This window comes from Paenibacillus baimaensis, assembly GCF_025567575.1.
The window spans coordinates 1-23,059 of the sequence record NZ_JAOQIO010000125.1 but is presented as its reverse complement, the minus strand read 5'-3'; the positions used below and the strand labels follow the sequence as shown (position 1 = coordinate 23,059).

The following is a 23,059-nucleotide window of genomic DNA, read 5'->3' as shown; positions in this document are numbered from 1 at the left end:
GATTGAATCGTTAGATCTCGATAACACACACTTCAAAAGGCTTCATTGTGAAAACGCCATGAAGGACAGATTCTGTGAGCAGATCGCGCTGCGGGGTCAAGAAGGTGACCAACCGCTCTTCGTAAGCATAGTTCATCAGAAATGCATATCGTTTATCTGTACCTTCATGCGCGCGTATCGCAAGCTCTACGTCTTCAGGCAGCTCGGCCCATTCCGCAGCCGGGGACATCAGGCCCATCTCGGCAATGAGTGCGCATGCCGCCGCTTCGGTAAATGCGCTGCCGTAGTAATAGGCGGACCCTTTACCGCGCATGTTCCGTACAAGAGCCGGTTTACCCGAATAATAATCGGAGGCATACGAGGCCAAGACTTCAGCGTTGTTCGACGTAACGCGAAGAATGTCTACGAAGGCATCTCCTTGAAGGATACTACCGCCTTCCCACTGTATATCTGGTGCCTGCTGGAACGGCCCGATCAGCGTAAAGTCCTCCACCTCGATACCGCACAAGTCGGCAAGCGGTCCTGGGAACGGCTGCATATAGCACTGACCCGTCACATCCTTATAGCCGCTCCTGCAACCGAGAATGAGCGTCCCTCCACTTTCAACGTACTTTTTCAATAGCTCAGCAGTTGAATCCGGCATAATGGCCGGATGCGGATAGATGAGCACACGATATATAGCCAAATCCTCCAAGGTTGTAGAGGAACGGATGTACTTTGTGTCTGCTGGGATATGGTGGCGCTGCAATGCCTTGAACCATCCGGAAATACTTTTCCCAGAGAGTGGTCCGTGCCAAACATCCAACTCTCCGTCCCATTCATTATCGTAGTCCTTTAGTATGCCGACCTCAGCTTGATATTTGGTGCCCAGCAGCTGCCCGCCGATCCGCTTTAACTCACCGCCGATACGGCCGGCCTCCTCGATGCGGCGATTCGGCCGATTATGGTAATCGTTAAGGCCATGCCAGTAAATTTCTGTTCCCATGGTCGCCGTCCTCCAGCGAAAATAGAGCAGCATATCCGCGCCGTGCGCAATGGATTGATATGTCCAAAGCCGCATCTGGCCCGGTTTCGGTGAAGGCATTTCGATCCGATTCACCCAACCTCCTGGGCCGGCTTGCTGCTCCATGACGACGAAATTCGCCGAAACGTCACGGGCCGCACTAAGATTCAGACTCCACTTGCGGTCAAGCAGCGGTCGTTCTCCTTTATCTGGAAATATTGTGCTGAAATTGGGATAAGAGTCGTAAGCAAACACATCCAGTGTCTCATCCATCATTCGGTGGCTGTCCAAGTGGCCGAACATACCGTTCGTCGTTACCCAATGGTTCGGTGCTTTCTCCCGCAGAATATCCGATTGAAGCTTCGCAAAGGAGATAGCGCTATCCGAGAAAAATCGCTTCTCATCGAGCGCCTGATGCGGGTTTGGCGAATTGCTGGGCGTTGGTCTGGTTAAATGAACCTGTGACCAATCGCTATAGGTCTGATTCCAAAACACCGCACCCCACGCTCGGTTCAAGGCGTGCAAATTACCGTACTTCTCCTGCAGCCAGACTCGGAATTCAGCATGATCAGCTATTGAGTAAAAGGTGTTGACCTCGCAGTTCAGTTCATTGTCAATCTGCCAGCCAACCACTGCCGGATGGTCTTTGTAATGCTCCGCCATCTGCGTGACGATCCGCGCACAAAGCTCGCGATAGATTGGCGCATTATAGTTGAAATGGCGCCGTTGGCCATGCTGGTACACGGTTCCGTCTTGTTTGGCGTTCAAAACCTCCGGGTACTTGGCGGTCAACCAGGCTGGCGGGGTCGCAGTGGGTGTACTCAAAATAACGAGCATGCCGTATCTATGCGCGAGATCGATCGCCCTATCGAACAGATCGAACTCATTGCGACCCTCCTCCGGTTCGAAAATCGACCAAGCGAACTCGGCCACACGGACGACCGAGAAGCCTATCTCCTTCATGCGTCGATAATCGTCTTCCCACAGATTGTCCGGCCATTGCTCCGGGTAGTAGCACACACCAAGTCGAAATTGCTCCGTTCTCCAGTCTTTCTCCTTATTCGTGATCGTCTTTCTCCTCCTTTACAATGACTTCCACCTCATACGGATCCAAATGCAGAGTGGTCTCGTACATGCGTCCCGATATCTTGCCTTCTCCAGTTGCGGGAAGATTTATACACTGCTCCGATGATGTCGTATTTACATACAGGACACTGTCACCGACCTGCCGCGCCGTTACGCCTTTCGGTGTTTCCGGTCCCTTCTTAACATCGAGTTGTACATAAAAATGGTTCAACAACGCTTGTATAAGCTCATATTGTGCAGGAACTGCCACATAAACGGCTTTCCCTTTTCCATAGGCATTGACGCTAACTGCAGGCAGCTCGCTCTCCAGGTTCGTGAATGTAGCCAAAACTTCCGCCGAAGAAGGCTCCAAAATTTCGTAGTAATCAATCGGAAAATCCAAAATGCTATCATGTATCTTAATTTTCGGTGTTTCACGCCGAATATTCATTTTCTGCTTTTGAAGTCCGCCTTCATTCGTATCGGAATAATGATAGACTGGGCGCTCGAACGCATTAGCGCGAATACCGAACACATCGCTAAGTCTGCCAGGCATCGATGTGCCAAATACCGTATTGTGTTCATCCACTTTGGCTGAATAGGCCGTCATAATGACGGTTCCTCCTTTATCAACAAATGCCCTGATCGTCTGGGCAGAAGCCTCGTCCATGATACAGTGGCCAGGAACTAGCAAAAGCTTATAATTTTTCTCGATATGGCGTAGGTTAACGATATTACAGTCCACATTATCCTCGTCAAGTGCTAGAAATGTCTGCATCATTTGCTCCAGATACGTAGTTTTGTAATATCCTCTTTGATTTTCGGACACTTTAAACGATTCGAAGGAATAAGCAAGTGCAATTTCCGGCTTCGGCAGATAAGGCAAGCCGATCGATTTCAGCTTCTCCATCTCCTGTGCGAATTGACGGAATTCGTCCAACTTCCTTCCGGGTAGACCATCGTGATCAAGCAGTCCAAATAGATACTGCTCTTCTCCGCCCAACATCGATCTCCAAGTCCAAGCGCATATTGCCTCCGAGCGAAATAACATGGATAAATAGGCATACATGCGAAGAACACCTTTCGGAGGCGCATAAGCACCGAATGAACCCGTCTGGAATTCCAGACACCAAATCGGCTCATCCTTCTCGCTAATTCGGTGGTTCATTGTAAGGCAGGCGCCGAACAACGCATTTCGGTCCTCTGGATTAACTCCCGGGTAGAATCCGATTCCCGGCAAATCAAAGATTTGTTTGTATTCTTTCAAGTAATCGAAGCCGAGCACAGGATTTTCTCCCCAGTGGTTCGTCGTTTCCCGTACATCCGGAGCATACTTCCGTACAATGTCACTTAAGCCTTGAAGATAGGTTAACTGCTCGTCCGAAAAGAACCGCCTCATATCCAGCATTCTCTCTGGTGCACCGTTCATATCACCAGAAACCGGAAACTCTACATCCTCGAAGCTGCTTAGCTTCCGGGACCATCTTTGTGCAGCCCAAGCGCCATTCAATTCCTCAATGCTTCCGTACTTCGCCTTCAACCACTGCATATATCGCTGACGCGCTTCTTCCGAGAAAGTCGGGATGCCACTGCCCACCTCATTGCACAAACCCAAAGCATACAGAGCCGAATGACCCGCATACCGCTTGGTCAGTGTCTCGGCGAATCCGTATGCGTATTCTTGAAATACGGGGTTGCCCACATCTTCCATATAACGGTGCACCGCATGCAAACGATTCCGGTGCCTGTCGGTGATATCGATAACCGGATATTTCTTGTGCAGCCAAGTCGGTGCCGGGCGGGTTGCAATGTCGAGAACCACTTTGAACCCTGCGTCTGCGAACAGGTCCATGATCTCATCGAACCATGCGAAGTTGTAGTTGCCCTCCGAAGGCTCGAAGCTGTCCCAGCATAGATGCCCAAGACGAACGAGATTAAACCCCGACTCCTTCATCATGCGGATATCTACCGGCCATCGTTCGCGAGGCCAATCATGGGGGTGGTAATTTGTTCCTACATAAATCATTTTAATCACCTCTAAAATGTATGTTTATTAAACTTAATCAATTTGATAATCAAAGTAATCGAAGTACGCTGGATATTGGAAATCTTTCCCATTCCCAGTCGCATACATGCCAAAGTATACGCCTGTATAGCCACCAGCAACTTCCGTCGAAAGGTAGAAGATCCCCCCTTTCCCAATTTCGATTTCTTCGCCGCCTGGTAAAGTATAAGTAAATCGGTAATCGGTCTCATCCGCACGGATAGATAGAATGATACTGTCCGAGACAATTTCATCTTCACGTTCAATCTTCCACAGTGAGCCAATACGACGACGGAACATAACCAGTCTCTTTCCATTCGTTCCGGTTACGGCGATGTCATAATGACTGTTCTCATTCATGAATGCTGTTAAGCCTGCTTCTTCCCCTTCTTTCATTGGAGAGAAATCCATCAAAGTCGTAACCCGACAAATCAAATCCTGCTGTCTTCGTCCAACAAATGCCTTAGCTTCTAAATCATCCAAGCCGAATTCCGTTCCGTACAAGGCCAGCCAGCCGGGTCTATCTTTCAGAGAACATATTCCTTCCATCGAGTTGCGAATGCTGTTCCATTCGTTACCCAATGTCCCGGAGTCGAAATCGTATCGATCGCGTCGAACCGGCATTTCAACATATCCATGAAAAAACGAAGGGGCTTCCATTGCCAGATGGATACGGCCCTGATCGCCGAAAACAGGCCAGCCGTCCTCCGACCACATCACCGGAACCAAGAAGGTTTCCCTTCCTAAATTATGATGATAGGGATACCCGGTGGGCCGAACTCCCAAACATACAGCCCACCAACTGCCATCGTGTGCCTGTACCAGATCGGCATGACCGGTTGCCTGTACAGGTAAATTAGTATTCCTATGACTAAGGACTGGGTTGTGGGGGCAGCATTCGAACGGGCCATAGGGATGATTACTTCTAGCAACTGTTACCATATGGCCATATTCTGTTCCACCCTCTGCAATCACTAAGTAGTAAAGATTACCGATCCGGTATAGATGAGGTCCTTCGGGATATGGACCACCAGTCCCCTCCCAAATAAGCTTACGTGCCGAGACCAATTTTCCAGTTTCCAGGTCAATTTCTGCTTGATAGATACCCTCCGGCTCACCATGTCCTGCACTGGTGCCCGAAATATAAACTTTACCGTCATCATCAAATAAAAGAGACGGATCAATCCCCCCCCATTCTAAAACAAGAGGCTCGGACCAAGGTCCTTCCGGTTTCTCAGCCCATACAACAAAATTGCGATAATGCGCCTGATTGGTGGTTACCATATAAAAACGTCCATTGTGATACCGAAGTGTAGGAGCATAAATTCCCGTCTTACCCACAAGTCTTTTAGGAAATTCATGACTTTGAAATAACGGCAACTGACTTTCCCTACTTAAGCAATAGCCGATCTTTTTCCAATTCACCAAGTCTTTACTATGAAATATCGGAACCCCCGGATAATAGCCAAACGAACTGGTTACTATATAATAATCTTCATTGACCCTGCAAATACTCGGATCCGGATAAAATCCTTTTACGATTGGATTGGTATATTGCATTTATTAGTTCTCCTTTGCATACAAATGAAGGTCGTGCTGCTTGTAGAGCTAAGCGGATCCCCTTACTTTCCGCTATGATTTTCAGCGGACTATTTTTTTCACCTTCGCTTACCATTCTCAGGCTCGTTTCACTTTCACTTATCGAATTAGCCAAATCATGAGATACTCACAAATGATTCGTATTTATACATTTCCACACACAATGCGGCAGCAACGCTTCCAATTTCTATGCGGTATGCTCCTTCATCTCCGTTCAGAATACGGCCTCGTATCCATTCATCTTGAATGAAAGTCCCTTCCTCAATCCGAATGTATCCTACCTTGCATGGTTCTCCGCCTTTAGGCAGAAACTCAACCTTAAACCCGATGCCGACCATAATAAATTCATCATCCGAGACTTCTATAACCAGTCCACCAGATATCGGTTTTCCTTCTTGCGGCTGTTTATAACTTATTTTCAAATCGTATTTTGAGAAGGCTAACACACAACCAAGATCATGATGCTGAACGAATCCCCTCATTTTACCTGTTCCGCGGTATTTCTGAATAATTCCCAACATATTACCAAGAAGCTCATAACTAAGTGCGAGGTAAGGACCTGTCCCATTCAACGTAAAACCCGACCTATCAATGTTGAGAGCTGCCATTAGTAAAATACTCTCGGCTCCTCCACCGTCATCCAAAGCCGGAGCAAGTAAGTCTTCGATACCGAAAGGAGCGAAGCACAGTGCATTATGTTCGCCAATTGCGTAAAAAACGTTTGTAGCGGTAACTGGGAATGGAAAATAATCGGAGCAACTTGGTGTACCAGCTGCTCCGAGCCTAACATGCATTCATTTCCGGGTGATTACTTCTTCACCTTCGCATACCAATCTCTGGCACGCTTTGTGACTTCTTCACCGCCTGATTTGTTCCACTTCTCTACGAATTCATCGAATTTGCTGATCGGGTACTGGCCAAGGATGATTTTACTGGCATATTCTACATAAAGAATGCGATTGTTGATATCAGCAAAGTCTGCGTAGACGCTTGGTGGCATCCCGTCACCGGCAATGATTTTCACGTATTTCTGTGCATCCTTGATATTTCGAATCTCTTGATCAGTCGCCCAAGTTCTATCCGCAGAGCTAGTGCTCTTGATGATTTCCGATGTGAAATCGGCACTAGCAATATTTTGATACGGCTGAAGGAATAAGTTCTCCTGAGTACTCTTATCTTCCGGAAGTCTGGCAGCTATACCGTCTTTCACCGCATAATGCATGCCTTCTACGCCCAAATAAAGGTCTTTCCGATTATTCTTGTCATACATGTTATTCAATAGCTTCAAGGAAGCCATCAACCTGTTCTGATCCTTATTGTTCTTAACGACCCAAGCTGCGTCCTGTACCCTCTTCCAAGTATAGAAACCCTTATAACCGGAGACCTCAGGGATTGGGAGCACGGAGAAATCTGCTTTGACACCTTTGTTTTTATAAATAGGCTCCAGACGCTCGTGAACACTTTCTACCCAATGGAAGTAATTACCGACGAGGTTGCTATCAATTTTGCCTTCCCATTTGGCCTTGTTGTTTAGAAGCGATTCCTTGTCGATCAATCCGTCCTTATACAGCTTGGCAATGAACTCTAAAGCAGCCTTCATATTCGGCGAAACAGCGGAATAAGTCAGTTTACCATCGTAAATATCCCAATCCGGCCTGCCTTCAACCGTCGCCACACCGTACATAGCGAACAACTGATCCATCCAGGTGATATTCTCCCGACCACCTGTTGGAATTTCATTCTTTTGGCCGTCTCCATTTGGGTCTTTATCCCGGAAAGCCTCCAGCGTCTTCACGTAATCGTCCTGGGTTTTTGGCATTGGCAAACTCAGCTTGTCCAGCCAATCTTTGCGAATTAAACTAGCTGTTCTTCCATAATTCAACACATTGGGGATATAATAAATTTTCCCCTGTCCAGTGGGGTCGTTCGCCCTAACTACATCCCACACATCCTTCGGAATTTCATTCCATACGTTAGGTGCATATTTCGGCAGAAGGTCGGTTAGATCAGCGATTGCGCCATTTTTAGCTAAACTGTCTTCGATACCCTGAAAGGGCAAGAACACGTCTGGCATTTCGTTAGCGGCGATCTTCAGGTTCAGTTGGTTAAGGTAGTTTGTTCCACCATTCCATTCCACATAGGGTTGGATAATGCCGACTCCCAGCTTTGCTTTATAAAATTCATAAAGTTTGCTGCCTTTTGTAATTGGTTTAAAGCCATTATTACCTGCCCATACTTCAAGATCAACAATTTCCTCTGCCTTTGGCGCAGCGCTTTGTCCTGGATCAGGTGAAGAAGCAGCGGATTTATCCGTATTGCTGCTGCAGCCGGCAATAACTGTAGCGGCAAGGGCGCCTGTTAGTGCCAGTACCCCAAATTTTCTAATAGCCATGTCATGTTTCCCCCTTGAAATCGACATTATATGTTCTAGGCTCATTATGCCTTAAAACCAAATGAAATTATCCTTTTACAGAGCCGATCATGGCTCCTTTAACGAAATACTTTTGCAAGAAAGGATAAACTACAATGATCGGAATGATGGCAAAGATAACCGTCGCCGATCTTAACGTTCTTTCGTTAAAATTAAAGTCAGCCGTTGAAGCGGCTCCTGGAATGATCATGTTATCATCGGTGATGAACTGGCGGATCTTCATCTGTAACGGGAACCAGTCCGTATTTTGGAGAAATAATAACGGCGTCTGAAACTGGTTCCAAATGACCACCGCGTAGAACAGTGCTAGTGTAGCAAGTACGGCCTTGGACAGCGGAAGAACGAATTGGAATAGTAGTCGAAAGTAACCGCAGCCTTCGATCATAGCCGCTTCCTCCAGTTCCTTAGAGAACTCCTTGAAGAAGCTCCTCATGATGATCAGATTAAATGGATTCAGGATATGCGGCACGATCAAGACCAACGGATTATTATACAGGCCTATACCACGTACAGTAAGGAAATAAGGAATGATCGGAGCCTTGAAAATCATGGCGATGACCACACCCACCATGATCACGGAACCCCAGCGGAACTCCGGCTTCGAAAGCGGATAAGCGAGCAAGGCTGTAATGAATAGAGCCAAAGCCGTGCCAATCACAGTTGAACCTAGTGTGAGGAAGAATGACTTCCACAAATCAGGACGGTCAATAATATAGCCCCAAGAATCCAAGGTGAACTCCTTCGGCCAGATAGACACCAGATTTTGCACAACAGCACTTTTCGAGCTAAAAGAAATCGAGATGACGGACAGCAGCGGAACGATCGCAATGAACGATAATAGCAGAAGAAGGGTCGTGATGCCTGCTACAAAAGCTTTTTCTCCCTTAGATTCAAACATATCTACCACAACCCCCCATCTGAAACTTTTTTCGACAACCGATTGAACATGTAAACCAGAATAAATCCGATAACAGACTGGAACAAACCAACTGCCGTTGCGAAGCTGTATTGCGCTTGCTGGATACCTGTGCGGAACACATACGTATCGAGGATATCCCCTACGCTGTATGTCATTGGTGTCAAGAGATTGAACACTTGATCAAAGCCCAAGTCCAGGAAGTTTCCGATTTCCAGCAAAAACAGAACCAGTACCGTAGGCAAAAGCAGCGGAAACGTAATATGTCGAATCTGTTTGAATCGGGATGCACCATCCATCATGGCCGATTCATATAATTGCGGGTCGATGGCGCTGATCGCTGCCATATACACAACGGTCCCCCATCCAGCATCCCGCCAAATGGCAGTCAGCACGTAAACAGTTCGGAAGTAAGCGCTATCTTGCATAGCCAAAATTGGATCGTGCCCGAACCATCCCAAGACTATGTTGAACAATCCACTTAAGGAGAAGATGTCAAACACAATGCCTGACACGATGACCCACGATAAAAAATGGGGGATATATAGCGCAGTCTGAATACCTTTCTTTAGCGCGGATTTCCGAATTTCATTAATCATCAGCGCCAGCAGGATCGGAATCGGAAACACCAGCACGATTTTCAGAAAGCCGAGCATCAACGTATTTCCAAACACACGGACGAAATCCGGATAATGGAGAAGCTTCTCAAAATGCTTAAAACCTACCCAAGGACTATCGATAAACCCTTTGAACACCGAATAATCCTTAAAGGCGATCACAGAGCCTAATAACGGAATGTACTTGAAAATGATGAGAAAAATGATACCCGGAATGGCCATCACATAGAGTGGCCAAAAAACATTCATTTGAATTTTGCCTTTAAGCAATGTATTCCCCCCTCGCGTCTAGTTGTATTCGCTTACACAGTATACTCTCTAAGATGAATGCCCTTCAATGGGACGTTTTTAAGTTTCGACAAGGTCATTTTATAGATACGAAAAAGTCCTTTCACCGTAGGAACAGCGAAAGGACTTCTTGCGATTAGGCACTTGGGGGATTCTTGCGGTATTCACTTGGCCTATAGCCTGTCAATTTCTCAAATAGCCGAGCAAAATGCTGTGTATCCGAATATCCAACCAGCCGGCAGATTTCATAAACCTTCAGATCCGTTTTCTCCAGCAGCTCCTTCGCTTTGCTAATTCGAATCTGCGTCAAAAAATTCATATAGGTATCCCCCGTTTTTTGCTTGAACAACTGACTTAAATAATAGGGGCTTATGAAAAAACGAGCGGATAGGTCTGCAAGGCTGATCGGTTCGTTGTAATGATTTGATACGTATTCCTTGATCTCGGCGATGATATCCTTCTTCTTGGGAATATTGTGCTCCAGCTTGAACGTAATAATTCCCCGGATGACTTGAATCATCCATTCCTCAAGACGCTCCAATGTCCGAAACCTCGAGATGCCCTCCAGAGACAGAATATTGCGCCCCAGGAAGTCGTTCTGCTGCAGCTGCTGGAAGGACATTTTCCTTGCGCTTGATAAAAGGATGTTTAGGCACTGAAGCTGGAGATTTGCCGGACTTATGCCGCGATCAGCCTCCATCCCCTGGAAGATCTCACGGATGATGCCCACACATCCCTCTTCGTCCATGTTGTCGAGGCCGGATTCCAGCTTGGCAATCATTTCATCAGGAACCGTGTGGTGCTGCCCTGTCAGGCTTATGATCTCGAGAAACGGGATCACGGCGTCCATTCCCTTAATGACCTTGTAGTTTAATGCATAACGGGCTTCCTCAAAGGATTGGCTGATTCCCGCTGCACGTTCCTGCACTGTACCGATTCCGACGGCCATGGACATCTTCAACTCCCGAAACACCGCTTCCTTCAGACGATGGATCGCACGGATCAGTTCCCCATAATCGATTACTCCACCGTGTGTAATCACCACAGCAACTTGGGCTCCCCAATAACGAAAGCGGTACACCCCCCGGTACTGTCCCAGGAATCGGTCTATATGGCGATATAGCGGTTGAAGACCAAATTCCTTCAAGCCATCGACGCTACCGTCAAATTCAAGCAGGGCGCATACGAAACGGGCACCCTCTGCTGGAATTTGCGCGATTTTAAGCAGCTCTCCCACAAGGTCCGTACTTTCGCTGCCAATTTCAAGGATGTCCTTCAAGGCACTCTCCTGAATACGGCTGTGGACCTCATGCTTCAAATCGTCCACTTCCTGAAGTTTGGCCCTGTTCGCACGGATCACCTCCATGACCTGACAAACACAATCGCGCAGTTCCAATTCCTCCACAGGCTTGTTGATGTAGAATTGCACCCCCAGTTGCATGCCTCTTCGAGCGTATTCGAAGTCTGCATATCCACTCAAGAGAATGAATTTAGCCTGGCTGTCCGCGTCTTTCAGCATTTTGATCATGTCCAGACCGTCCGCCTGCGGCATCCGTATATCAGTGATGACAATGTCAGGCTGCCGTTTTTGAATTAATTTAAACCCTTCCAAGCCATTATATGCTACGCCGACAACCTCGCACTCCGGAATATAGCGGCCAATCATTTTTTTTAGACCGTCGACAATAATTTTCTCGTCGTCTACCAGGATCAACTTCATCCCAAGCACCCACCCTTTCCATTTCCAACTAACACATTGTTTCAGATCTTGGGAATTAAAATCTCAACAGTCGTTCCGTTCTCGACTCCAGGATGAATCGATAAATAATACCGCTCTCCATAATGGAGCTTGATACGTTCTGCAATATTTTTTAGACCTAACCCTTTACCCTCCGGTTCATCCATCTTTTCCAGCTTATATTTGTCCGAATCCGCCCCTCCCAAGAGAGCATGAAGCTCCTCCTGTTTGTCCAAAGTCATGCCGACCCCGTCGTCCGTAATCCGGATCAGGATTTCCTCATCTTCCGTCCAAACGCCTTCAATCTCGATATTCATGGTCCGGCCGTAGTCTTGGAATCCATGGTTGATGCTGTTCTCCACAATAGGCTGGAATACCAGTGGGATGATACTGCACTGCAGCATCTCCTCGGCAATCCTAATATCCAAGCGGAATTTATTATCGAAACGGATATTCTGAAGCTGCACATAATTGGTCGTATATTCCAATTCATGCTTCACCGAATGCTGCCTGCCTTCCTTGCCTAAGACTAGCCTAAACATCCGCGCCAAAATCTTAATCATATTGGCGGTCTCCTCGTCATCTTTCATCAGCGCCTTCATGCGGATGGATTCCAATGTATTGTACAGCATGTGGGGGTTGATCTGATTCTGGAGCGCGATGAATTTGGCCTTACGATGCTTGATCTCTGCGATGTACACATCTTCAATCAAGGCTCGGATCGTTACAATCATCTTATTGTAACTGTGTACCAGACTTCCTATCTCGTCATGGGTCTGGTCTTTCTCAATGGGCATGTATTGACCTGCTTCTGCCTGCTTCATGCTCCTGCGGAGCGCCTTGATTGGCTTGGTTATCGTGTAGCTTAAACCAAGTGAGATAAGAGTTATGACCAGAATGCTCGTCAGGATCACGATCACGGTTACTCCTTTGATCTGATTGATCTTCTGGAGCAGCAGTTCGCGGGGAATCTCAGTTCTAATAAATAGATTACCTAATTGGGTGCTTCCTGACAAAATAATCCGGTCATTACTGGCGTCATCCTTCAAGTAATCCGCACCGGACTCCAACACCTGCTTCCAGGACAGCCGACCGCTGGCAGCGTCGGAATGGTAGACGATTTCCCCTTGACGATTGCTTAGGATGACACGCATGCCGTATTTGTCCCGAGCCAAGACGAAGGCATGATCAAGCTGCAGCAGCGTGAATGGGTCCAGGTCGATCAGAAGTATCCCCGCATAAGCCCCGCCAGAGCTGAACAGTACCCTTCCCACCGTCACTACGGCTCCTTCCTCTTTAGCCTCGTAATAGGATCGGTCGTGTAACCCGGAAATAAAAAACGTATCGTCTGAGCTGCGAAGCTGCTTGTACCACTCCTGGGACAATAGTGCGTTCTCATTCACCATGCTTGTAGCAGTGGTATACTGGTATACGCTGTTGTCACGGCTGATTAACATCACTGTACCCATCTCCGGTTTGAGCAAAGCAACCCGCATCAGCAGCCTCTGGATGGCAACCTTCTGGAGTACCAATTCATCCATGGACCGCTCCTTCTCTTCTCCGAGCCCATAGATGAATTCGTTGTCGACCAGTACCGACTTCGTGACCTTGTCATATTCTTTCATGAATTCATTCAATGAAGTCCTTATCTGGGACGTATACAGAGCAGCGAAATCCTGGGAAGAATCCTCCAGCCCCGCAGTCGATTGATGGAAAATGATCACGCTTACACTCAACAGTGGAATGACACAGACCAGAAGATATCCTGCCATTAATTTGTTTTGGAACTTCATGTTTTTTATCATTAAAACTGCCTTTCGTATCCAACTATTGTGCTCCATATTCCAGCCCTTCCTCGGTTTAACGTCTTCTCTTATCATTGTACATGGCGTGATGCATGGACGCTACCCAAGAGCACGATTCTGAGCATGTTTCTAACATACGACAAAACGACACTCCATAAGTGTCGTTGTGCCTTACGCTATATTATTGGCTTTCTCACCTGGTAATGCTTGCATCCATTTTCAATCACTATACTTTAAGAATATTAATAAATCAAAGGGTCATTTTTAAGATTTTACTAAGGTATTTTAGGTGATTTCAAAAAATTCGACACAGAGTCATTGATTGAGCTGTGACTTAAACATATTTTTAACGAATACTTGATAATTATTCGTTTATGAACTTGATTGCATTCAAGAACCGCTTCAAGATTGTAGCAGTTTGAGCGCGAGTTGCTTTACCGTCGGAGCTGAGCATATCATCGTCTAGACCGTTGATCAGCTTAGTATTGATAGCAGCAGCGATTTCCTTTTGTGCCCAGAAAATCTTGCTCGAATCCTTGAATTGACTAAGCAGTCTGGATTGTTCCTCTGGTGCAACCTTGATGCTCGCACCAGCGAAATTCATTGCACGGACGACCATAGAGGCTAGCTCTTCACGAGTAATTTGAACATCGGGACGGAACATGTTGTTCTCGTAACCGTTGATAATACCGGCGGCCGAGGCAGTCGAAACCGCAGCCGCGTACCAAGCATCAGACTTCACATCTGTGAACGAGGAATCGGATTTAACTGGGTTGAGACCGAGTGATCGAACCATCAGCGCCAACAATGACACTTGTGCTAGTACCGGATCCATCTGCCGATACACCACCACCACTAGAAGAGCTTCCGGAACTCCTGCTGCTGGAAGATGTCGTGGCTACAGCAAGCGTCGGACCATCTGTGCTCACGTTTCCAAAAGCATCTGCTGCCTGAACGGTAAAGTCATAGTTCGTATTGAAGCTCAGACCACTGATGGTTGCGTAAGTAGCGCCTGCTACTGTATGGGATAATGATGTTCCGTTATAGACATAGTAAGTTACCGTAGTGTCGTCTACTCCACTCCATGACAGGCTGATGGAGTTTGTGTTACGACTCGTATAGGTTAAAGATTTATTGCTAGCCCAAGTCGGCGGAGTAATGCCATAAATCGCCACATCATCGATATAGAGTGAGTTCTTATTAGCTACTCCGGTACTGAATCTGATCGTATCCAAGCTAGTTACTGGTGACGAAAATGGTATCCCTGATGCCTTCACAGTATCGTTAACATATAAATCATACTTACTCGCTGCTGGATTTGCTACCAGCTTTACAGTATACCAGGTACCAAGGTTTACTTTCTGCATAACAGCTCCATTTGCCTCCAAACTACCGGGAGCATTGACGTACACATCTGTCGCCACGGTAGTTCCATTCCTCAGCTGGAACCTGATATTCGTCAAGTCCGTTTCCCCTTTAAAGCGCCATTCAGCATTCAGTGTGGATGAGTGACTTGCAAATGTTTTTGAAATCTCGGCAGAGTTGACGGTTGAATTGTCATAGAGATACACGCTGTTAACTACACTGGGTACCTTAGCTATGGATACGGCAGTACCTGGTGGCTCGTTTACTACCCAGGATAGACTTGCTCCTGTTACCTCATCTTCAAAGGAATTGTTTAACAGTACGTTTGTGTTGATGGGCCAATACCAACAACTGCAAACTGTTTGGTTAAGGTATACGGACGTGTTATATTCCCCGTTATGAGCTACAATCTTATCACTAACCATTTGGAGATTGCTGTTTTCAATTTTGAATTATAGCTCTTATGCAAAATTACTTATAGGGGGCTGATTTATGTTTCAAATAGGTCATTTTTAAGATGTTTAGAAAAAAAACTCTATTTTACTATTCAGAAAACACACCGAGGGCATCACCTTAAAAATGACCCTGATGAAACTTAAAAAAGACCCATTGTGTAATTTTTTTCCAAATTATATATTTTGTAAGCGGATACAAAGCAGGAGGTGAATAGAAACGAGAGCTAAGAAGGATAGAAAATATTAAAAAATCAGAGTGATTAAATTAGGAGGCGATTATGCTGAAGAAAAGAATAATTTCAGTCCTGCTTATGCTAAGTCTTTTATTATCAGTGGTAACACCAACATTAGCTTCAAACGAAGCTTCAGACAGTACGAGCCAAAAACATAATAGTAATGGAATTGGAAAAATAAATGTAAGCAGTGTTCCATTACCAAATAATGCGAAATTACTGGATGGTACTTACACATACTCTGGTAAGGTGCTTATTTCGTATAAAACAGAGAACGATATCGATACTACCGACTTTTATAACTTAGCTGTTCTGGGCGATGATGGAACGAATTTTAAGGTGATATTCTCTGGAGTAATACCGACAAAACCAAAGGCTAACGGAATCCGGTATATGCCATTTCAGGATAACAAACGAGTATTGCTGGGAGATTATGTGCTTGAATGCATGCCCAATCTTGATAACTGCAAAAGCACAAAATTAGTTCCAATCGTATTTCCATCGATCCTCGAACAAGATGCAAACACAACCCATCATTGGTCAGAAATAATCATTGCACCTGACAATAAGCATATGAGTTGGACGATGCTCCGTTCGGGTTTTAGTGCTGCTGCACTTATAGGTGTCCTGGAGCGTAAAACGGATAACTATGTTCTCGAACACGTGCAGATTATTAGCACAGTACAAGGCTTTAAAAATGACCCGAATCACCAAGGTTTTATTATTCCGAATCCTGTACGGGGAGGAGAAGTGAAACAGTTTGTAAAGGGAGGAAACGCAATATCTCTTGTTGGGGCTAAGGAAAACTCTACAACGGATTCAGTTGTACAAGATTTGACTTATGGAAATATTACCCAAATCACACATACACCTGGATATGATGAAACAACCATTTTCTCACCTGATGAACGTTTGGGAATCGTAATGAGCACCAGATTTTCAAAAAATACAGATCCGGCAATATTTGGACTCATGCCCAGACCCTACGGCCCCATGAGCTTAGGTGGTCTTAATGGGATTCTGTATATGTATTCAGTTGATGGAGTACGCAAGTTCAGAGCAGGCAACATTGGTCCGGTATTGATAGATATTAATCGTTCTATGAACCAGGCAGGATATCAAGGAGTACAGCTCACTACTGATGAGAATTGGATTTTTTGCTCCCCCATGTCTTGGCATCCGGATGGAAAACGTGCAATGTGGGTGGAGATGGTTAGAGGCAGCAATGGTTCACAAAAGCGGCTTCGAAAAGTGAATCTGCTTGATTATAAACCAGAAAAACCTGTACCCATTAAACCAACTACTGATAATATCCCGTATGGTATTAAAGACTTAACCGTATTAAATTCCGTTTATTCAAATATAGATGGCAAAATTGCGGGAAAACGTTCTGGCTATATATCTTATCTTAACAATGTTTCCCCTAATTACTCAGGAAAAACGGAAACGCAGTATGTCAACTTTAGTGATGACGGTGTGAATTTCTACAATGGATATGAGAAGGTCCATTATAATTATGCCGGTGAAAGTCGGTATGAAGCTAACATTAAATTGACCGGTACAAAGCAGGGCGAAATGAATCTTAGAGCAACATTCTCAGTACCTGGAGGAGCTACGCCTGCTAGGCTGTTGTTTGAAACAGATGTAGATGGTAAGCCCAAAAGCTATGGATATGCTAAATATAACGGGATCATACTGAATATCGAGGATCTGTTAGAATAGCAGACTTCCTTAGCGATCATTATACAAACAGACGGACGATAAACGCTATCGTCCGTCTGTTTGTATAATTATTGGTTTATATGCATAAATATAAACTCATTTCGAACTCTTTACGACTAATCCTAAATAATCACCCGTATTGTTAGAAGAGTTCAATTAATCTTTCATCTGACCGGGATCAAGCTTGTAAAAAAGTCGGGTAGCGCTCTCCCGCTGCGATGCCTTTCGGAGAAATGCGTTCGATCTCCGCCAACTCCTCTGCAGAGATCGTCACATACAGCGAGCGGAGATTTTCCTGCACTCGGTCCAGCCGCTTCGTACCGGGAATCGGAACAATCTGCTCGCCCTGCGCGAGCAGCCAAGCGAGTGCCAGTTGTGACGATGTGCAGCCTTTGCGGGCGGCAAACTGCTCAATCAGGGCTACGACCTCCAGATTTTTGGTGAAGTTGTCGCCCTGGAAGCGCGGGAAATAGCGGCGATAGTCATTTTCGGGCAGATCGTCGAAGGTCCGAATTTGTCCGGTCAGGAAACCGCGTCCGAGCGGACTGTACGGCACAAAGCCGATGCCGAGCTCATGCAGCACCGGCAGCACCTCGTTTTCGACTTCGCGGCTCCACAGTGAATATTCGGTTTCCACCGCGGTGAGCGGATGAACCGCATGAGCACGACGAATCTGATCGGCTGTAGCTTCCGACAGGCCGATATAGCGAACTTTGCCTTCCTGGACGAGCTCCGCCATGGCGCCTACCGTCTCCTCGATCGGCGTATTCGGATCGATGCGATGCTGATAATACAGGTCGATATAATCGATGCCAAGCTGAAGAAGGCTGGCGTCGACTGATTTTTTGACATAAGCCGGGTGTCCGTGTGCTTTCAGATCCGGTGAAACGATACCGAATTTGGTCGCAATCACAGCTTTGTCCCGACGTCCTTTCAAGGCGCGGCCGACTATCCGCTCGTTACCGCCGAACTTTCCTTCCATAAATCCATCACCGTAAATATCCGCCGTATCGAACAGCGTGACACCAAGATCAAGCGCACCGTGAATGGTGTGTACCGACTCTTCGTTGTCCGGCATCATCATCGTGCCAAGACCAAGGGCTGACACTTCAAGCCCGAGACTGCCCAATTTTCGCTGTATCATCTCATTCTCCATCTTAGTAAGCCTCTTTTCCGCAAGTTCGAATATGCTTCGCTAAAACATGATCTTATTCTAAACCACATTTCCGAGAGCAGCCACAGTACGCTTTTACTAGTAACAGGACTACCAGGATCGCAAATTATTAACTCCCGGAGCAAAGAGGATGGACAACACAGTCAGGGCGACAGTTCACAGTTCCTGTATGACGCTAGTCCGCCGCCGGAGAATAAATGCACAAATGAAGATCGGAATGATCCACAGTAAATGCCAACGAATTGATGTCATAGGCAAGGACTTGATTATCGCCGGGCATGCTGTAGAAAACCCGTGTTACCTTTTTAATTTCCACGCGATGCAGCTTCCACAGGGCTGCAAATTCAGCGCTTTTGCTAGAGAGCTCGGCAACAAACTGCGCGAACCACGGGTCATGCGAGTATTTATCGTATGAGGTACGGAAAATGGCCACCGAATGCGCCGCCATCTCTTCCCAGTTGACCAGGCGACTGCGCATCTCCGGATCAGTGAACAGCATTGACATCATATTCCGCTGCTCCGGAGGTCGCGACGAAAAATCCGCGATCCGTTCATCGACTGCGCGGTTCCATGCCAGCAGTTCGGCCCGATCATTGCTGATAAAACAAGGAAAAGCCATCTGATTAACGATCTCTTGCCATTGCGGCTTTACTTCCGTTGTAATCGACGTCACCGCTTCTGGCTCGTTGGCGTTCCAGAGCCCGAGCAAATGCACATGCTCGTCCGGGTTCAGCTGTAGCGCCCTGCCAATGCTTTCGATTACATCCCGGGACACTGCAACTTCCCGTCCCTGCTCCAGCCACGTATAGTAGGTCGCACTAACTCCTGCCAAAATCGCGACCTCCTCCCGCCGCAAGCCCGGTGTTCGGCGCTGGCCATGCGACCTTGTCAGCCCTGCCTGTTCCGGCTGCAGCTGGGCCCGGCGTGATTTCAGATAAACGCCCAGCGTTTTGGCACGAGTGCTATTCATGTCCGTGCTAACGATTTTGCCGTTAATGCCGTTTCGGTTGAGCATTGAAATCACCTCTTGTGTCCGTAATTAAATTTTTATTTAAATTATTATTTTAGTTAGCATGATTTCCAATGGCTCATTTTCCAGTAATAAACATCCTGCATCCCGGTATCCTAACTTTCTATAAAAGTGCTGTGCCTCTTCATTAGCCAGAGTTGACGTCATGACCAATTTGAAACCCTTTTGTTTCATTTCATCTTCCCAAAAGTGAACGACTTGCTTGCCTACACCCTTGCCTCGATATTGTTCGTCGATCCAAATCATATTCATGAAAGGTGTGTTATCCCAGAAATATCCATACCTCATCCATCCGATATTACTTTCAATCTGGTTGCGCAGCATGTATATTTGATTTTCTTTTATTTTTGGCAATATTAAGCTCTCTAGAATATGATGGTCACGGTCTCGTATGTACCCATAGTCTGAATCCGTTGCAACAACAATTTTCATATTTATCCCCCTGCATGTACAAAAGAAGTTGTAGTAACCGCTGAGAAAAAGTTAACAATAAGAGTAGCTAATAAAATTTAGATATGATATCGACTTTTAAATTCGAAAATCTCATCAACAGCTTGGTGATATCCACCTGATCTTTGAAAGGATTCCCTAATTTGTGCAGAAGCTTTATTGAAAGATGAGAGGTTTAACACATGATCTACGGCTTCACGTAGTTGATTTGCTGTCAAGCTTTGCATTTGTAATTTAATGCCTGCTCCGATATTAACAACTTGCCCGGCAATTATCGGCTGATCCGCGCTTTGTGGGATTACAATTAGCGGAACCCCGTAATAGAGACCTTCATTGGTACTGTTCATTCCACCATGCGTAATAAATAATTTGGTGTATTTCAATACATCAGTTTGTGGAACATAATTTTTTACGATGAAGTTTTTAGGAATTTCCCCTAAATCAGAAATTTGAGCTTTATTCCCAATAGACATGACAATAGTATGATCCGTGTTCCCCAATGCCTCCAAACAAAGCTTATAGAAATCAATTGCTTGGTTGAAGACAGTGCCCAGTGAAATGTAAATTGGGCTCTTCTCCTTGATTGCAGTAAGGTCGAAGTTTTCTTGAGTTAATCGTGAGGAGATGGATGGACCTACAAATTTGTAAGTTTGGTCGAATGCTTCTCCAAATGGTTGAAACTCCCTAGTTGTATAAACGATTGTAAGTGGTGCAGGATTACAAAAAACTTCGTAAGGAGAATGGATCTCCACATCATATTGTTCCTTCACCATTCCCATCAGGCTCTGAAATTTATCAACTATTTCTGTAGGGACTTTTGTGGAAAGTTGTTCCATCATTTTATCGAATGAAGCTTCTGTCTGCGCAAAAGAAGTACAGGAATTGATTGCGGGAAGCTTAAGAATTTGAGCAAGTAAACGACCACAACCAAACATGGAATCATGGATGATGTAATCAAAACGCTCTCCTTTGATCTGTTCAAGAACGCTTGGTATGACTATATCTGTCGTAAGTAAAAGACCGTTGATTCTTTCGAGTAAATAGTTTCTTCCACCTGAGATGAAGGCTTTTATAAATTTTTGATCGTCAAATGTTCGTACGGAAGCTCCCGTCTTCTCAATACGCTCCCGAAAAGCTTCTATACAAAAGTATACAACCTCTTCTCCACGCGAAATAAGCTCTTGCACAACTCCAATAGTTGGATTGATATGTCCTTCTGATCCACCATTAATAAATAAAACACGCGCCATTTCTATCACTCCTTAGGTATACTATTCTCTAAATTGTGTAAGAGTAAGGGGCTTCCCCTACCATCGCTCAGATCAAATAATGGAATTAAGTTAAGTTTATCATAGTACAATACTTGAAAATTTCAAAATGTTGATCACCATATTATTCCTCTATTCTAGCTGTTAGTTTATTAAACAAAAGAGGAGATGCCGCGAAGCAAGCCCCTCATAGTACCCGTTAATATTTTTTGTTGACTTAAACCAAGGTTTAAGTCGTATGATATTCCTGTCGACGTAGTAAGATATATTTTGGAGGTCTCCAAATGAAATATTGTTCAATTAGCGAAGCTGCCACCAAATTCAATATTCCTGAATCAACGTTACGTTATTATGAAAAAAAAGGATTACTACCATTAATCGAGCGTGATGCAGCTGGTAGACGGTTATTTTCAGAAGATCAAATTTCGCTCCTCGAAACCGTTATTTGTTTAAAAAGCACGCACATGCCAATAAGTGATATTAAGCAATATATCGATTGGGTGGTAGAAGGAGACAAAACTATTGAACTGCGGCTTGAAATGATGAATCATCACAAGCAAGCTGTGCTAGCTGAAATATCATCGATGACAGAATCCCTAAAGGGAATTCAAGTAAAAATTACACGTTATACCCAACGCATTCAACATAAATAAGACGAAAAATAATGGAGAAGAGGAACGATCATGAAGCTTTCAGGAAATACAATACTTATTACCGGCGGAAGTGCTGGGATAGGATTAGCTTTTGCAGAACGTTTTATCAAAGCTGAAAATACAGTCATTGTTAGTGGACGACGTGAACATATTCTTCAAAATGCGAAAGAAAAATTCCCAAGTCTTATTACTCGTGTAAGTGATTTGGATATTGAATCCGAGCGTGTTGCCTTGTTTGATTGGGTAACAGCGAACTATCCAGAAGTGAATGTATTAGTTAACAATGCAGGGATCCAACAACGCTTTAATGTGTTACAAGCGGACGCGAAAAACAATTGGAGTTATTTCAGTAAAGAAATCACAACCAACATTGAAGCACCTTTCCATCTCTCTATGCTGTTCGCTCCATATTTTGCAGCAAAAGAAGAGGCAGCTATCATTAACGTGACATCCGGGCTAGCTTTTACACCGTTTGTGATCGCTCCGATTTATTCAGCAACAAAAGCGGCGCTTCATTCATTTACAGTGAGTCTAAGACACCAACTTTCTGAAACGTCTGTAGAAGTCATTGAAGTTGCTCCTCCAGCAGTGAATACAGATTTAGGTGGAGCGGGGTTACATGTGCATGGAGAACCACTAGACGCCTTCGCAGATGGAATTTTCAAAGGACTAGAAGAGGGTAAAAAGGAAATTGGATATGGTACTTCCGTGGATCGCTTACGCATGTCACGGGATGATGTTGACAAACACGTAGAAAATATGTACAAGGCAATGAAAAGCACAATGGAATGACCATAACTGCGAATAAAGTGGTAACAATGTGTACCGTGTTTTGAATTTGTTATTGGCATATACAAAAAAGCAAAACTCGCCGCAATGTTGGCGAGTTTTCTTATTATAGTTCTCCCTGATTCAACTAAGCTGCCCATAAACACAACACGGCTGCCGCGTTCTGGTTGTTTTTGAAGCATCGTTCTCCGCTAGTTCAATCTCTAACCCGACAACAACTTTATTCCACTAAACCCAAAGAAGCCGCGATTTACGCGGCACTTCATGAGATAAAGTTCTTGTCAACCGACACATGGCTGTGACAAGTCAGGTTAAGAGATCCTGAGTTCTTTTCGTTTATTAAATTAAAATGTATTATATACATTTTCACATTCTTCCGCGGTCGGTTCATAAAAACAGTGCTTCTTCCATCGT

18 protein-coding genes are annotated in these 23,059 nt (G+C 45.3%); 3 read left to right on the top strand and 15 right to left on the bottom strand.

Annotated features, from left to right (window positions below):
• Window positions 1-10: 10 nt before the first annotated feature.
• The 11 genes from OB236_RS38895 to OB236_RS38845 all read right to left on the bottom strand — a co-directional run bounded on the left by OB236_RS38895 (window position 11) and on the right by OB236_RS38845 (window position 14,969).
• The gene (locus tag OB236_RS38895) at window positions 11-2,023 is read right to left on the bottom strand and encodes a beta-galactosidase (RefSeq protein WP_262688839.1); all 2,013 of its coding nucleotides are present in this window, start codon (window positions 2,021-2,023) and stop codon (window positions 11-13) included.
• 37 nt (window positions 2,024-2,060) lie between these two features.
• A complete protein-coding gene (locus OB236_RS38890; RefSeq protein WP_262688838.1) occupies window positions 2,061-4,094 on the bottom strand; it encodes a beta-galactosidase in 2,034 nt (677 codons plus the stop codon).
• A gap of 33 nt (window positions 4,095-4,127) precedes the next feature.
• Complete coding sequence (locus OB236_RS38885) at window positions 4,128-5,672, bottom strand: glycoside hydrolase family 43 protein (protein WP_262688837.1); 1,545 nt, start codon at window positions 5,670-5,672, stop codon at window positions 4,128-4,130.
• Between the two features lie 155 nt (window positions 5,673-5,827).
• Window positions 5,828-6,319 carry a DUF5597 domain-containing protein gene (locus OB236_RS38880; RefSeq protein WP_262688836.1) on the bottom strand — a complete coding sequence of 164 codons (492 nt, stop codon included), beginning with the start codon at window positions 6,317-6,319 and terminating at the stop codon, window positions 5,828-5,830.
• A gap of 200 nt (window positions 6,320-6,519) precedes the next feature.
• On the bottom strand, window positions 6,520-8,103 hold the full coding sequence (locus tag OB236_RS38875) for a type 2 periplasmic-binding domain-containing protein (protein WP_262688835.1): 1,584 nt from the start codon (window positions 8,101-8,103) through the stop codon (window positions 6,520-6,522).
• A gap of 67 nt (window positions 8,104-8,170) precedes the next feature.
• Window positions 8,171-9,040, bottom strand: a complete 870-nt coding sequence (locus tag OB236_RS38870; RefSeq protein ID WP_262688834.1) for a carbohydrate ABC transporter permease — start codon at window positions 9,038-9,040, stop codon at window positions 8,171-8,173.
• A gap of 2 nt (window positions 9,041-9,042) precedes the next feature.
• Window positions 9,043-9,924, bottom strand: coding sequence for an ABC transporter permease (locus OB236_RS38865; RefSeq protein WP_408638577.1), 882 nt, complete (start codon window positions 9,922-9,924; stop codon window positions 9,043-9,045).
• A 175-nt stretch (window positions 9,925-10,099) separates the two neighbouring features.
• Window positions 10,100-11,683 carry a response regulator gene (locus tag OB236_RS38860; protein WP_262688832.1) on the bottom strand — a complete coding sequence of 528 codons (1,584 nt, stop codon included), beginning with the start codon at window positions 11,681-11,683 and terminating at the stop codon, window positions 10,100-10,102.
• Window positions 11,684-11,724: 41 nt separating this feature from the next.
• The gene (locus tag OB236_RS38855; RefSeq protein WP_262688831.1) at window positions 11,725-13,542 is read right to left on the bottom strand and encodes a cache domain-containing sensor histidine kinase; all 1,818 of its coding nucleotides are present in this window, start codon (window positions 13,540-13,542) and stop codon (window positions 11,725-11,727) included.
• Between the two features lie 328 nt (window positions 13,543-13,870).
• Window positions 13,871-14,341 (bottom strand): S-layer homology domain-containing protein, encoded by a 471-nt coding sequence (locus OB236_RS38850; RefSeq protein WP_262688830.1) that lies wholly within the window; start codon window positions 14,339-14,341, stop codon window positions 13,871-13,873.
• Window positions 14,271-14,969: a fibronectin type III domain-containing protein gene (locus OB236_RS38845; RefSeq protein WP_262688829.1), complete on the bottom strand. Its 699-nt coding sequence runs from the start codon at window positions 14,967-14,969 to the stop codon at window positions 14,271-14,273. The genes OB236_RS38850 and OB236_RS38845 overlap by 71 nt, the downstream gene beginning before the upstream one ends.
• 635 nt (window positions 14,970-15,604) lie before the next feature.
• On the opposite strand from OB236_RS38845, the gene OB236_RS38840 reads away from it, so the two are divergent.
• On the top strand, window positions 15,605-17,281 hold the full coding sequence (locus tag OB236_RS38840) for a hypothetical protein (protein ID WP_262688828.1): 1,677 nt from the start codon (window positions 15,605-15,607) through the stop codon (window positions 17,279-17,281).
• 178 nt (window positions 17,282-17,459) lie between these two features.
• Here OB236_RS38840 and OB236_RS38835 read toward each other — a convergent pair whose 3' ends face one another.
• From OB236_RS38835 to OB236_RS38820, 4 genes are all read right to left on the bottom strand, one after another.
• Entirely contained in the window at window positions 17,460-18,425 is a 966-nt protein-coding gene (locus OB236_RS38835) for an aldo/keto reductase (RefSeq protein WP_262689077.1), read from the bottom strand.
• 205 nt (window positions 18,426-18,630) lie between these two features.
• Window positions 18,631-19,470: a helix-turn-helix transcriptional regulator gene (locus OB236_RS38830; protein ID WP_262688827.1), complete on the bottom strand. Its 840-nt coding sequence runs from the start codon at window positions 19,468-19,470 to the stop codon at window positions 18,631-18,633.
• Between the two features lie 36 nt (window positions 19,471-19,506).
• Window positions 19,507-19,917, bottom strand: a complete 411-nt coding sequence (locus OB236_RS38825) for a GNAT family N-acetyltransferase (RefSeq protein WP_262688826.1) — start codon at window positions 19,915-19,917, stop codon at window positions 19,507-19,509.
• 77 nt (window positions 19,918-19,994) lie between these two features.
• On the bottom strand, window positions 19,995-21,185 hold the full coding sequence (locus OB236_RS38820) for a macrolide family glycosyltransferase (protein ID WP_262688825.1): 1,191 nt from the start codon (window positions 21,183-21,185) through the stop codon (window positions 19,995-19,997).
• A gap of 302 nt (window positions 21,186-21,487) precedes the next feature.
• Between OB236_RS38820 and OB236_RS38815 the strand changes: the two genes are divergently transcribed.
• Window positions 21,488-21,856, top strand: a complete 369-nt coding sequence (locus OB236_RS38815) for a MerR family transcriptional regulator (protein WP_076236170.1) — start codon at window positions 21,488-21,490, stop codon at window positions 21,854-21,856.
• Window positions 21,857-21,886: 30 nt separating this feature from the next.
• The gene (locus OB236_RS38810) at window positions 21,887-22,648 is read left to right on the top strand and encodes an SDR family oxidoreductase (protein ID WP_262688824.1); all 762 of its coding nucleotides are present in this window, start codon (window positions 21,887-21,889) and stop codon (window positions 22,646-22,648) included.
• Window positions 22,649-23,059: the final 411 nt, after the last annotated feature.

Bases quoted from the DNA above. Each gene is read 5' to 3' on its own strand.
- OB236_RS38890 (WP_262688838.1), bottom strand. From the start codon at position 4,094: ATGATTTATGTAGGAACAAATTACCACCCCCATGATTGGCCTCGCGAA.
- OB236_RS38885 (WP_262688837.1), bottom strand. From the start codon at position 5,672: ATGCAATATACCAATCCAATCGTAAAAGGATTTTATCCGGATCCGAGT.
- OB236_RS38880 (WP_262688836.1), bottom strand. From the start codon at position 6,319: ATGGCAGCTCTCAACATTGATAGGTCGGGTTTTACGTTGAATGGGACA.
- OB236_RS38875 (WP_262688835.1), bottom strand. From the start codon at position 8,103: ATGGCTATTAGAAAATTTGGGGTACTGGCACTAACAGGCGCCCTTGCC.
- OB236_RS38870 (WP_262688834.1), bottom strand. From the start codon at position 9,040: ATGTTTGAATCTAAGGGAGAAAAAGCTTTTGTAGCAGGCATCACGACC.
- OB236_RS38865 (WP_408638577.1), bottom strand. From the start codon at position 9,924: ATGAATGTTTTTTGGCCACTCTATGTGATGGCCATTCCGGGTATCATT.
- OB236_RS38860 (WP_262688832.1), bottom strand. From the start codon at position 11,683: ATGAAGTTGATCCTGGTAGACGACGAGAAAATTATTGTCGACGGTCTA.
- OB236_RS38855 (WP_262688831.1), bottom strand. From the start codon at position 13,542: ATGGAGCACAATAGTTGGATACGAAAGGCAGTTTTAATGATAAAAAAC.
- OB236_RS38850 (WP_262688830.1), bottom strand. From the start codon at position 14,341: ATGGATCCGGTACTAGCACAAGTGTCATTGTTGGCGCTGATGGTTCGA.
- OB236_RS38840 (WP_262688828.1), top strand. From the start codon at position 15,605: ATGCTGAAGAAAAGAATAATTTCAGTCCTGCTTATGCTAAGTCTTTTA.
- OB236_RS38835 (WP_262689077.1), bottom strand. From the start codon at position 18,425: ATGATACAGCGAAAATTGGGCAGTCTCGGGCTTGAAGTGTCAGCCCTT.
- OB236_RS38830 (WP_262688827.1), bottom strand. From the start codon at position 19,470: ATGCTCAACCGAAACGGCATTAACGGCAAAATCGTTAGCACGGACATG.
- OB236_RS38825 (WP_262688826.1), bottom strand. From the start codon at position 19,917: ATGAAAATTGTTGTTGCAACGGATTCAGACTATGGGTACATACGAGAC.
- OB236_RS38820 (WP_262688825.1), bottom strand. From the start codon at position 21,185: ATGGCGCGTGTTTTATTTATTAATGGTGGATCAGAAGGACATATCAAT.
- OB236_RS38815 (WP_076236170.1), top strand. From the start codon at position 21,488: ATGAAATATTGTTCAATTAGCGAAGCTGCCACCAAATTCAATATTCCT.
- OB236_RS38810 (WP_262688824.1), top strand. From the start codon at position 21,887: ATGAAGCTTTCAGGAAATACAATACTTATTACCGGCGGAAGTGCTGGG.